General features: G+C 68.8%; 10 protein-coding genes and 1 pseudogene. 2 read left to right on the forward strand and 9 right to left on the reverse strand.

Annotation, left to right across the window (positions count from 1 at the left end):
- Positions 1-304 precede the first annotated feature (304 nt).
- From BHU15_RS26260 to thyX, 3 genes are all read right to left on the reverse strand, one after another.
- Entirely contained in the window at positions 305-1990 is a 1686-nt protein-coding gene (locus BHU15_RS26260; RefSeq protein WP_069629446.1) for a ribonuclease J, read from the reverse strand.
- A gap of 217 nt (positions 1991-2207) precedes the next feature.
- Positions 2208-3107, reverse strand: coding sequence for a 4-hydroxy-tetrahydrodipicolinate synthase (dapA, locus tag BHU15_RS26265; protein ID WP_023538265.1), 900 nt, complete (start codon positions 3105-3107; stop codon positions 2208-2210).
- Between the two features lie 305 nt (positions 3108-3412).
- Positions 3413-4150 (reverse strand): FAD-dependent thymidylate synthase, encoded by a 738-nt coding sequence (thyX, locus tag BHU15_RS26270; protein ID WP_069629447.1) that lies wholly within the window; start codon positions 4148-4150, stop codon positions 3413-3415.
- A gap of 294 nt (positions 4151-4444) precedes the next feature.
- Here thyX and BHU15_RS26275 point away from each other — a divergent pair, with 294 nt between their 5' ends.
- Both BHU15_RS26275 and BHU15_RS26280 read left to right on the forward strand, forming a co-directional pair.
- Entirely contained in the window at positions 4445-4684 is a 240-nt protein-coding gene (locus BHU15_RS26275) for a hypothetical protein (protein WP_023538267.1), read from the forward strand.
- Positions 4685-4779: 95 nt separating this feature from the next.
- Positions 4780-5328: an SCO5741 family PH domain-containing membrane protein gene (locus BHU15_RS26280; RefSeq protein WP_023538268.1), complete on the forward strand. Its 549-nt coding sequence runs from the start codon at positions 4780-4782 to the stop codon at positions 5326-5328.
- Positions 5329-5474: 146 nt separating this feature from the next.
- Here BHU15_RS26280 and BHU15_RS26285 read toward each other — a convergent pair whose 3' ends face one another.
- From BHU15_RS26285 to BHU15_RS26310, 6 genes and pseudogenes are all read right to left on the reverse strand, one after another.
- Positions 5475-5933, reverse strand: a complete 459-nt coding sequence (locus BHU15_RS26285) for a tetratricopeptide repeat protein (RefSeq protein ID WP_023538269.1) — start codon at positions 5931-5933, stop codon at positions 5475-5477.
- 5 nt (positions 5934-5938) lie between these two features.
- Positions 5939-6703 (reverse strand): 4-hydroxy-tetrahydrodipicolinate reductase, encoded by a 765-nt coding sequence (gene dapB / locus BHU15_RS26290; protein WP_069629448.1) that lies wholly within the window; start codon positions 6701-6703, stop codon positions 5939-5941.
- Positions 6704-6753: 50 nt separating this feature from the next.
- Positions 6754-8133 (reverse strand): M16 family metallopeptidase, encoded by a 1380-nt coding sequence (locus tag BHU15_RS26295; RefSeq protein ID WP_069629449.1) that lies wholly within the window; start codon positions 8131-8133, stop codon positions 6754-6756.
- Positions 8130-10364: a polyribonucleotide nucleotidyltransferase gene (locus tag BHU15_RS26300; protein WP_069629450.1), complete on the reverse strand. Its 2235-nt coding sequence runs from the start codon at positions 10362-10364 to the stop codon at positions 8130-8132. The genes BHU15_RS26295 and BHU15_RS26300 overlap by 4 nt, the downstream gene beginning before the upstream one ends.
- 366 nt (positions 10365-10730) lie before the next feature.
- A complete protein-coding gene (gene rpsO, locus BHU15_RS26305; RefSeq protein WP_023538273.1) occupies positions 10731-11021 on the reverse strand; it encodes a 30S ribosomal protein S15 in 291 nt (96 codons plus the stop codon).
- 166 nt (positions 11022-11187) lie between these two features.
- Positions 11188-11689: pseudogene (locus BHU15_RS26310) on the reverse strand (type VII secretion integral membrane protein EccD); the annotation flags it as partial.

The raw sequence follows: 11689 nt of genomic DNA on the forward strand, positions 1-11689 counted from the left end.
CTTTCCTCCGGGCTTCCCTTCAGTTCTTGCTGTGTTGCTGTCTTGCGTTTCCGACTCTATCAGAACCTTTCGGCGCCTGATTCCCAGTCAGCGGGACCGCTTTAAGTTATCCGCTTTCGCGTTTCCCTTTCGGCGAATCCGACTTTATCAGAGATTCTGAGTCGAAATTCCCACCCGGTCCGGTGTGCCGCTCCCGGCACGTGAGTGCCTCGGCGTTCCCGTCCAGGTGGAGCCGTAAACCTACTGGAGCGGGGCTCCCGAAGCAAATCGGGGGCCCCGCTCCGGTGTTGAGGTCGGGTCGAGGTCAGACCTCGACCACCACAGGCAGGATCATCGGGCGCCGGCGGTAGGTGTCGGACACCCACTTGCCCACCGATCGCCGCACCAGCTGCTGGAGTTGGTGGGGCTCGGCGACTCCGTCCGAGGCCGACTTGCCGATGATCTCCTCGATCTTCGGGATGACGGCGGCGAACGCGGAGTCCTCGATGCCGGAGCCCCGTGCCTGGATGTGCGGGCCGCCCACGACCTTGCCGGTCGTCGAATCCACCACCAGGAACACGGAGATGATGCCCTCGTCGCCGAGGATGCGGCGGTCCTTGAGGGAGGTCTCGGTCACGTCGCCGACCGAGAGGCCGTCGACGTACACGTAACCCGCCTGGACCTTGCCCACGATCCTGGCCTTGCCGTCGACCAGGTCGACGACCACTCCGTCCTCGGCGATGACGATGTGGTCCTTCGGGACGCCCGTCAGTGCGCCGAGTTCGGCGTTGGCGCGCAGATGGCGCCATTCGCCGTGGACCGGCATCAGGTTCTTCGGCTTGCAGATGTTGTAGAAGTACAGGAGCTCGCCGGCGGAGGCGTGGCCCGAGACGTGGACCTTGGCGTTGCCCTTGTGGACGACGTTCGCGCCCCAGCGGGTCAGGCCGTTGATCACGCGGTAGACCGCGTTCTCGTTGCCCGGGATGAGGGACGACGCCAGGATCACCGTGTCGCCGGGGACGATACGGATCTGATGGTCGCGGTTCGCCATGCGCGAGAGGGCGGCCATCGGTTCGCCCTGGGAGCCGGTGCAGACGAGGACGACCTCGCTGTCCGGGAGGTCGTCGAGTGTCTTGACGTCGACGACGAGGCCGGCCGGGACCTTGAGGTAGCCGAGATCCCGGGCGATGCCCATGTTCCTGACCATCGAGCGGCCGACGAACGCGACTCTGCGGCCGTACTCGTGGGCGGCGTCGAGGATCTGCTGGATGCGGTGGACGTGGCTGGCGAAGCTCGCCACGATGATCCGCTTCTGTGCGCTGCCGAAGACCTGCCGCAGGACGTTCGAGATGTCCCGCTCGGGCGGGACGAAGCCCGGCACCTCGGCGTTGGTCGAATCGGAGAGCAGCAGATCGATGCCTTCCTCGCCGAGTCTGGCGAAGGTCGGCAGGTCGGTCAGCCGGCGGTCCAGCGGGAGCTGGTCCATCTTGAAGTCGCCGGTGTGGACGACCATTCCCGCGGGGGTGCGGATGGCGACGGCCAGCGCGTCCGGGATCGAGTGGTTGACCGCGACGAACTCGCAGTCGAACGGGCCGATCCGCTCGCGGTGGCCCTCGGTCACTTCGAGGGTGTACGGGCGGATGCGGTGCTCCTGGAGCTTGGCCTCGATCAGGGCGAGGGTCAGCTTGGAGCCGATGAGCGGGATGTCCGCCTTCAGGCGGAGCAGGAAGGGGACGCCACCGATGTGGTCCTCGTGGCCGTGCGTGAGGACGATCCCCTCGATGTCGTCGAGGCGGTCCCTGATGGTGGTGAAGTCCGGCAGGATCAGGTCGATGCCCGGCTGTTCCTCTTCGGGGAAGAGGACGCCGCAGTCGACGATCAGCAGCCGGCCGTTGTATTCGAAGACCGTCATGTTGCGGCCGATTTCGCCCAGGCCACCGAGCGGGGTGACGCGCAGGCCGCCCTTGGGCAGCTTCGGCGGGGCGCCGAGTTCGGGATGCGGATGACTCAAAAGACTCTCCTCACCACGCGCGCCACGTGCCGCAGAGGCACGTGGCGCGCGTGACATTCGTGCACTTGCTGTTGCACTTGCTTGGTGTCCGAGCGGGCGGAACGCCCAGCACTCGGTGTGTTCGGTTATTCAGTTGTGAAGTTCGATATGTCGTTCAAAACCTTCGGCATTCATGAAACCTGGTTCATGAATCGTGTTCGTGGAGGCGAGGCCTCGACTACAGCTCTACCCCACCGGCCGCGAGATCGATCTTGAGCTGGGCCGTCTCGTGCTCCGTGAGCTCGACGAGCGGGAGTCGCAGCGGTCCGGCCGGCAGCTTCTGCAGGGTGAGCGCCGCCTTGGTGGTGATGACTCCCTGCGTACGGAACATGCCGGTGAAGACGGGGAGCAGCTTCTGGTGGATCTCCGTGGCCTTCTGGACGTCTCCGGTGATGTGCGCGTCGAGCATGGCGCGCAGCTCCGGTGTGACCACGTGGCCGACGACGGAGACGAAGCCGATGGCGCCGACCGCGAGGAGCGGGAGGTTGAGCATGTCGTCGCCCGAGTACCAGGGGAGGCCGCTCTGGGCGATGACCCAGCTCGCTCGGCCGAGGTCTCCCTTGGCGTCCTTGTTGGCGACGATACGCGGGTGCTGGGCGAGACGGATGAGTGTCTCGGTGTCGATGGGGACGCCGCTTCGGCCCGGGATGTCGTACAGCATCACCGGCAGGCCTGTGGCGTCGGCGATGGCCGTGAAGTGCTGGAAGAGGCCTTCCTGCGGGGGCTTGTTGTAGTACGGGGTCACAGCGAGGAGGCCGTGTGCGCCGGTGCGCTCGGCGGTGCGGGCGAGTTCGATGCTGTGCCGGGTGTCGTTCGTGCCGATGCCCGCGACGACGTGTGCCCGGTGTCCGACCGCCTCCAGGACGGCCCGTACGAGCTGATCTTTCTCCGCGTCGCTGGTGGTCGGGGACTCGCCGGTGGTGCCGTTGATGATCAGGCCGTCGTTGCCTGAGTCCACCAGATGCGAGGCGAGTCGCTGGGCGCCGTCGAGATCGAGTGCGCCGTCCGCCGTGAAGGGCGTGACCATGGCGGTGAGGACCCGCCCGAAGGGGGTCTGCGGAGTGGAGATCGGAGCCATGGGTAACACGCTACTCGTTGCTCGGCTCGGCGTGTCCCCTCGGGGGCACACGGGCAGGTCGGGGACCCGCGGTGCGGATGCGGGCTCTGGGGTGGTGCGGGGCTTGGGAGCCGCCCGGTCACTCGGGGGAAACGCTCCCCTGAGTGCGGTGTACGGAGCCCGGCACTGACTGCTCGGGGGTTCAGGCAGTGCCGGGTCCGTTTGATCAGCCTAGATGAACTTCTCGAAACGCCGCAATCCGGACACTGGGCGCCCGGTCCGTACATCTGTGCGCAGTGACAGCCCTGCGGGGCCCCTCCGGCGCCCTACGGTGCCACCCGCCCGTTGGCGTTGAAGGCGGCGTGCGTGAGCGGCATGAGCCGGGCCCACTGCTCCTCCATCTTCTCGCCGACCATCTCGATCTCCCGCTGCGGGAAGCTCGGGACCTTCGCCGCCTCGTGCTGGGTGCGCAGACCGAGGAAGTGCATCAGCGAGCGTGCGTTGCACGTCGCGTACATCGACGAGTAGAGGCCCACCGGGAGGACCGCGCGGGCCACCTCACGGGCGACGCCGGCCGCCAGCATCTCCTGGTACGCCTCGTACGCCTGGCGGTACGACTCCGTCATCGCGCGCTCGGTGAGGTCCTGCTGCTCCTGGGTGCCGTCGACGAACACGTACTTCCCCGGGCGGCCCTCCTGGACGAGCTTGCGCGAGGCGTCGGGGACGTAGAAGACGGGCTGGAGCTCCCGGTAGCGCCCGGATTCCTCGTTGTAGGACCAGCCCACGCGGTGCCGCATGAACTCGCGGAACACGAAGATCGGGGCGCTGATGAAGAAGGTCATCGAGTTGTGCTCGAAAGGACTGCCGTGGCGGTCGCGCATCAGGAAGTTGATCAGGCCCTTCGAGCGCTCGGGGTCCTTCGAGAGCTCTTCCAGGGACTGCTCACCCGCGGTGGAGACGCGTGCGGCCCAGAGGACGTCGGAGTCGCCCGCGCTGTGCTTCACCAGGTCGACGGTCACCTCACTGCGGAAGCTGGGCTTGGTCTCGGCGGGGGTCTCACTCACCGGCGGGGGTCCTTCCTGTCGCGTTCTGTCGGGCGGCGCCCACTCTACGACCAGGCACTGACAACGCCGGCGACGCTCGTGCCCGTGCGGGTGGGCCTTCGCCGACGCCCGTGCGCACTTCGTGCGGTTGTTCGTCAATTTGGCGAAATAGGGCACCGAACGGCCGTCCCACGCGTCTGACTCAGTAGCGGTGAGAAGCCACTTCTCCAACTGCCGCCACTTCCGTCCAGTCATCGTCCAACCGCGTCCAGCCACCCCGTCGCAAGACCGCAAGACCACGAGGAGTTCTCCCCCATGTTCCGCCGGCGTGAGGCCGTCCCGTTCGCATTCGTCGCCGAGGCCGACAGCTTCCGCAGCAATGTCACCCCACCTCCCCGACAAAGGATCAGCCGGTCCGAGCTGATGAGTCGCACACTCATCGGGCTCGTCGTCGCGGCCGGATTCGCGGGCTCGCTGTTGTTCGGGCTGCCCGCGCTCGAGTCCGGTCAGCCGTCCGGACAGGCGCAGCAGTCCGAGGCGTCCCAAGGCCGCTGACCCGTCCGGCCCCCCTGAGTGGTCGCGCCGGGGTGCTCCTCGATAACCTCAGCCAGCACCGCCCGATCGAGCGTGCTTGTGAGTGAGGATCAGTCGTGCCCCTGCCCTTCCTGACGGCCGACCGTGCGTTTGACGCGACCAGTGATGATGTCGCGCTCCCGTTCGACGACCACGACCGTTGGCGCCGCCCCTACCGCCCCGGACCGTGGCGGGTGGGCGCGTCGGCGCTGCTACTGCTGCTCGCCTCGTTCGTGCTGCTGGCAACGATGATCATCGCGTTCGCCGGGGCGGTGTCCGGCGCCGCCGTCTGCCTCGGCATCTCGCTGGTGATGATCGCCGCGGCGCTGCGGCTGCTGCGGGTGGGCGCGTGGGTCAGCCGGCACGGCGTACGGCGTGTGGGGCTGCTCATGACCCGGACCGTGCCGTGGAGCCAGGGCGTGGAGATCCGTACGGTGCAGCAGCCGGTGCGCTGGCTGGGACTGCCGCGGACGGTGCAGGGGCAGGCGCTTCTGCTCGTACTCGGCGACGGCGAGAAGCGGTTGCTGCTCACCGATCACAACGCGGATTTCCTGTCGCGCTCCGAGGCCTTCGACCGGGCGGCGGACTCCGTCGAGGCGTGGGGCGACGAGTACCGGCGCGGCTGAACCGGCGCCCCGTAGTCCCGAGTTGAGGTAGTTCGCGAGTTGAGTGATCCGGCCGGGGCGGGCGGTTCGACGGTGTCGAACCGCCCGCCCCGGCCGCGTTGTTGTCCAAGCGGCGGCCCGGCTGGGTGCCGGCGGCGCCCGGGGTGTCAGCGCGCGGCTGTCGCCGGGGTGACCTCGTGGAGCGCGATCGCGCGCCGCATCGCCTCGCGGGCGCGTGGGGTGTCGCCCGCGTCGCGGTAGGCGACCGCGAGGCGGAACCAGCAGCGCCAGTCCCCCGGGGTGTCCTCGGTCTCGGCGCGCCGGGCGGCGAAGACGGCGTCCGCCGACGCGCGGTCCACCCGGCCGCCCTCGGTGCGCACCAGTTCGTCCACCGGCAGGCCGCCCTCGGCGTCCAGCTCGGCGGCGAGCCGGTTGGCCCGCAGGACGAACCGGGTGTTCTTCCACAGGAACCAGACGCCGATGACCGGCAGTACCAGCACGGCGATCCCGAAGGTGACGGTCAGCGGCGTACCGATGCCGATGAGCGCGAGGCCCCGGCCGCCGGCCAGGACGAAGTAGCCGACGAGGAGTGCCGCCATGACGTAGTACATGATCTTGGCGCGCACGGCGGTCAGCCCGGCAGGTTCAGGTCGAGGAAGTGCTCCAGGCCGTAGGTGAGGCCCGGCGTGCCGGCCACGCGGCGGACGCCGAGGAGGATCCCCGGCATGAAGCTGCTGTGGTGCAGGGAGTCGTGGCGGATGGTGAGCGTCTCCCCCTCCGCGCCGAGCAGTACCTCCTGGTGGGCCAGCAGTCCTCGGAGCCGTACGGAGTGCACTCGCACACCGTCGACGTCCGCGCCGCGTGCCCCGTCCAGCGCCGTGACGGTGGCGTCGGGCTGGGGCGCGCAGCCGGCGTCGGCGCGGGCCTCGGCGATCAGCTGGGCGGTGCGGGTGGCGGTGCCCGACGGGGCGTCCACCTTGTTCGGGTGGTGGAGCTCGATCACCTCGGCGGACTCGAAGTAGCGGGCCGCGGCCTGGGAGAACTTCATCGTGAGGACGGCCCCGATGGAGAAGTTGGGCGCGACGAGCACGCCCGTCCCCGGGGAGTCCGCCAGCAGCGCCCTCAGTTGCGCCAGGCGGTCGTCGGTCCAGCCGGTGGTGCCGACGACCGCGTGGATGCCGTGGCGTACGAGGAAGTCCAGGTTCCCCATCACCGCGGAGGGCGAGGTCAGTTCGACGGCGACCTGGGCGCCCGTGCCGGCGAGGGCTTCCAGTTCGTCGTCCCGGTCGAGTGCGGCGACCAGTTCCAGGTCGTCGGCGGCTTCGACGGCCCGTACGGCCTCGGAGCCGATCCGGCCCTTGGCGCCGAGAACGGCCACCCGCAGTGTGGTGCTCATCGCTCTGCTTCCTTCTGCCTTCTTCAGGAGGCGGGGGTGGGGACGCGCGGTCAGGAGACCGCTTCGTCGAGCCGGTCCGCCTGCTTGTCCTTGAGGGGGCCGATGACCGACAGCGAGGGGCGCTGCCCCAGTACGTCGCGTGCCACCGCGCGCACGTCGTCGGGAGTGACGGCCGCTATCCGCGCCAGCATGTCGTCCACGGACATCTGGGTGCCCCAGCACAGCTCGCTCTTGCCGATGCGGTTCATCAGCGCGCCGGTGTCCTCCAGGCCGAGGACGGTGGAGCCGGAGAGCTGGCCGACGGCGCGGCCGATCTCCTCGTCGCTGAGTCCTTCGGAGGCGATCTGGTCGAGCCCGTCGCGGCAGATCTTCAGCACGTCGTGGACCTGGCTGGGGCGGCAGCCCGCGTACACGCCGAAGAGACCGCAGTCGGCGAAGCCCGAGGTGTACGAGTACACGCTGTAGGCGAGGCCGCGCTTCTCCCGTACCTCCTGGAAGAGCCGGGAGCTCATGCCGCCGCCGAGAGCCGTGCTGAGGACCCCGAGGGCCCAGCGGCGCTCGTCGGTACGGGAGAGCCCCGGCATGCCGAGGACGACGTGTGCCTGCTCCGTCTTGCGGTCCAGCAGGTCGACGCGGCCGGCGGTGCGCAGGTCGCGGCGGCCCTCGCGCGGGGCGACGGGGACGGCGTCGGTACGGGAGAGGGCGCCGGCCTTCTCGAAGGCGCGGCTCACCTGTCGTACGACGGTGTCGTGGTCGACGTTCCCCGCCGCGGCCACGACCAGGTGCGTCGGGTCGTAGTGCTTCTTGTAGAAGCGGGCGATCCGGGCGCGGTCGAGGGCGTTGACGGTGTCGACGGTGCCCAGGACGGGGCGGCCGAGCGGGGTGTCGCCGAACATCGTCTTGGAGAAGAGGTCGTGCACGCAGTCGCCCGGGTCGTCCTCGGTCATGGCGATCTCTTCGAGGATGACGCCCCGCTCCGCGTCGACGTCCTCGGCCTCGATGAGCGAGCCCGTGAGCATGTCGCACACGACGTCGATCGCGAGGGGGAGGTCGGTGTCGAGCACGCGCGCGTAGTAGCAGGTGTACTCCTTCGCCGTGAAGGCGTTCATCTCGCCGCCGACCGCGTCTATGGCGGAGGAGATGTCGAGGGCGCTGCGCTTGGCGGTGCCCTTGAAGAGGAGGTGTTCGAGGTAGTGCGTGGCGCCGTTGAGCGTGGGCGTCTCGTCGCGCGAGCCGACCTGTACCCAGATGCCGAAGGTGGCCGACCGTACGGACGGCAGGGACTCGGTGACGACGCGCAGGCCGCCCGGGAGGGTCGTGCGGCGGACGGTGCCGATGCCGTTCTGCCCCTCCAGGAGGGTTTGGGTACGGGCGACGGCCCGTACCTCCGAGGAGGTGCGGGCCGTCGTCGTGGAACTACGAAACGTCACTGGGAGGCTTCGTCCTTCTGGTCGTCCTGCTTGTCGTTCTTCTCTTCGTCCTCGCCCTCGATCACGGGGATCAGGGAGAGCTTGCCGCGCTGGTCGATCTCGGCGATCTCGACCTGGACCTTCTGGCCGACGCCGAGGACGTCCTCGACGTTCTCCACGCGCTTGCCGCCGGCGAGCTTGCGGATCTGCGAGATGTGCAGCAGACCGTCCTTGCCCGGGAGCAGCGAGACGAACGCGCCGAAGGTGGTGGTCTTGACGACCGTACCCAGGTAGCGCTCGCCGACCTCCGGCATGGTCGGGTTGGCGATGCCGTTGATCGTGGCGCGGGCGGCCTCGGCGGCCGGTCCGTCGGCGGCACCGATGTAGATGGTGCCGTCGTCCTCGATCGTGATGTCGGCGCCGGTGTCCTCCTGGATCTGGTTGATCATCTTGCCCTTGGGGCCGATGACCTCACCGATCTTGTCCACCGGGATCTTGACGGTGATGATCCGCGGGGCGTTCGGGGACATCTCGTCCGGGACGTCGATGGCCTCGTTCATCACATCGAGGATGTGGAGGCGGGCGTCGCGGGCCTGCTTCAGCGCGGCGGCCAGGACCGAGGCGGGGATGCCGTCGAGCTTGGTGTCGAGCTGGAGCGCGGTGACGAACGTCTTCGTACCGGCGACCTTGAAGTCCATGTCGCCGAAGGCGTCCTCCGCACCGAGGATGTCGGTGAGGGCGACGTAGTGCGTCTTGCCGTCGATCTCCTGGGAGATCAGGCCCATGGCGATACCGGCGACGGGGGCCTTGAGGGGCACACCGGCGTTCAGCAGCGACATGGTGGAGGCGCAGACCGAGCCCATGGACGTCGAGCCGTTGGAGCCCAGCGCCTCGGAGACCTGGCGGATCGCGTAGGGGAACTCCTCGCGCGTCGGCAGCACCGGCATGATGGCGCGCTCGGCGAGCGCCCCGTGGCCGATCTCGCGGCGCTTCGGCGAACCGACGCGGCCGGTCTCACCGACGGAGTACGGCGGGAAGTTGTAGTTGTGCATGTAGCGCTTGCGCGTCACCGGCGACAGGGTGTCCAACTGCTGCTCCATGCGGAGCATGTTGAGGGTGGTGACGCCCAGGATCTGGGTCTCGCCACGCTCGAACAGCGCGGAACCGTGCACGCGCGGGATGGCCTCGACCTCGGCGGCGAGCGTACGGATGTCCGTGACGCCGCGGCCGTCGATGCGGACCTTGTCCTTGATGACGCGCTCGCGGACCAGGGACTTCGTCAGCGCGCGGTACGCACCGGAGATCTCCTTCTCACGGCCCTCGAACTGCGGGAGCAGCTTCTCGGCGGCGAGCTCCTTGACGCGGTCCAGCTCGGCCTCGCGGTCCTGCTTGCCGGCGATGGTGAGCGCCTGCGACAGCTCGCTCTTCACGGCGGCCGTGAGGGCCTCCAGGACGTCGTCCTGGTAGTCGAGGAAGACCGGGAACTCGCCGGTGGGCTTGGCGGCCTTGGCGGCGAGGTCGGCCTGGGCCTTGCAGAGCGCCTTGATGAAGGGCTTCGCGGCTTCCAGTCCGGCGGCGACGATCTCCTCGGTGGGAGCGTCGGCGCCGTCGGCGACGAGCTGGATGGTCTTCGTGGTGGCCTCGGCCTCGACCATCATGATCGCGACGTCGCCGTCCTCCAGGACGCGGCCGGCGACCACCATGTCGAAGACGGCGTCCTCGAGCTCGGTGTGCGTCGGGAACGCGACCCACTGGCCCTTGATCAGGGCGACACGGGTGCCGCCGATCGGGCCGGAGAAGGGCAGGCCGGCCAGCTGCGTGGAGCAGGAGGCGGCGTTGATCGCGACCACGTCGTACAGGTGGTCGGGGTTGAGCGCCATGATCGTCTCGACGATCTGGATCTCGTTGCGCAGGCCCTTCTTGAAGGAGGGGCGCAGCGGCCGGTCGATGAGGCGGCAGGTGAGGATCGCGTCCTCGGAGGGCCGGCCCTCGCGGCGGAAGAAGGAGCCGGGGATCTTGCCGGCCGCGTACTGCCGCTCCTCGACGTCCACCGTGAGGGGGAAGAAGTCGAGGTTGTCCTTGGGCTTCTTGGAAGCGGTGGTGGCCGACAACACCATGGTGTCGTCGTCCAGATACGCGACGGCGGAGCCGGCGGCCTGCTTGGCCAGGCGGCCCGTCTCGAAGCGGATGGTGCGGGTGCCGAACGTGCCGTTGTCGATCACGGCTTCGGCGTAGTGGGTCTCGTTCTCCACCAGTGGTTCTCCATACTCGTCGTTGTCGTCTTTCGTCCCGCGCCCGTGTGGCGGGGGACAGGCGGAGAAGCGCTCCTGCGGGCCGGTCTTCGATCGAAGCTCCCGGGGCGGCGGCGTGGGCCGCGGGCGGCGTTCGCCGCGCCGTTCCGGGGGCCACTACCGAGGACCGGCGGTGGCGGAGGGGCGCTCCCCCTCGTCAGTGGGTGGTGCCTTCGGTGGTGCGTTGTGTGTCGATCTCGTGGTGCTTCTGTGGTGCTTCTCAGCGGTGTCCGGGGATGTGCTCCCGCGAACAGGTTACTGAGCTTCGTGCGCATACGGCGAAGGGAGCGGTTCCCGGTGTGTGGGAACCGCTCCCTTCACGGCGTACTACTTGGCGCCGCCGGCCGCACCGCGGCGGATGCCCAGGCGGTCGACCAGCGCACGGAAGCGCTGGATGTCCTTCTTCGCCAGGTACTGCAGCAGGCGGCGGCGCTGGCCGACCAGGATGAGCAGACCGCGACGCGAGTGGTGGTCGTGCTTGTGCGTCTTGAGGTGCTCGGTCAGGTCCGAGATACGGCGCGAGAGCATCGCGACCTGGACCTCGGGGGAGCCGGTGTCGCCTTCCTTGGTGGCGAACTCCGACATGATCTGCTTCTTCGTAGCGGCGGCAAGCGGCACGCGTACTCCTCGTGGGTCTTCGTGGCCATCGAGCGCCCCAGGTCGAATTCGCTGGGGATCTTCGGTTACTCGGGTGGCGGGGGTGATCGGCCGATGATGTTCGGTCGCTGGTTCCGGACAGACCGGAACGCGTACACAAACGGCCGTCACACAGCGTACCAGCCAGTCAAGACGTCAACGCACGGATGGAGTGGTAGACGTCGAACACCGCCAGGCAGAGCGGGACGACCGTCAGTAGTACGAAGGACTCGGCGATCTCCAGGAAGCGGCCCCAGAAGGGTGTGACGCCCTTGCGCGGCACGATCAGTCCTATGGCGATGATCAACGCGGCGATCCCGGCGATGGCGGCGGTCAGCCAGACCGTACGGATGTCGAGACCCGTGCCGTCGCCGCGCAGGGCCTCGCGGATCAGTCCCTCCGGGGGGTTGAGGCAGAGCCCGAGTCCGAGCAGTACGAGGGCGCCGAGACCCGCGGCGAGGGCGCAGCCGACCTGCGTCGTGTAGCTGAAGAGGTGGGCGCGCATCAGCATCGCGACACCGACGGCGAGGGCGAGCAGCTGGCCCCACAGGCTGTCGGAGAAGCCGAGTACGCCGGCGGCGCCGACGGCCACCAGCGCGCAGCCGCCGACCAGGCCGACCAGCAGCTCGTGGCCGCGCCGGGCCTGGGCG

This window comes from Streptomyces niveus (assembly GCF_001723055.1).
GTDB lineage: Bacteria > Actinomycetota > Actinomycetes > Streptomycetales > Streptomycetaceae > Streptomyces > Streptomyces niveus.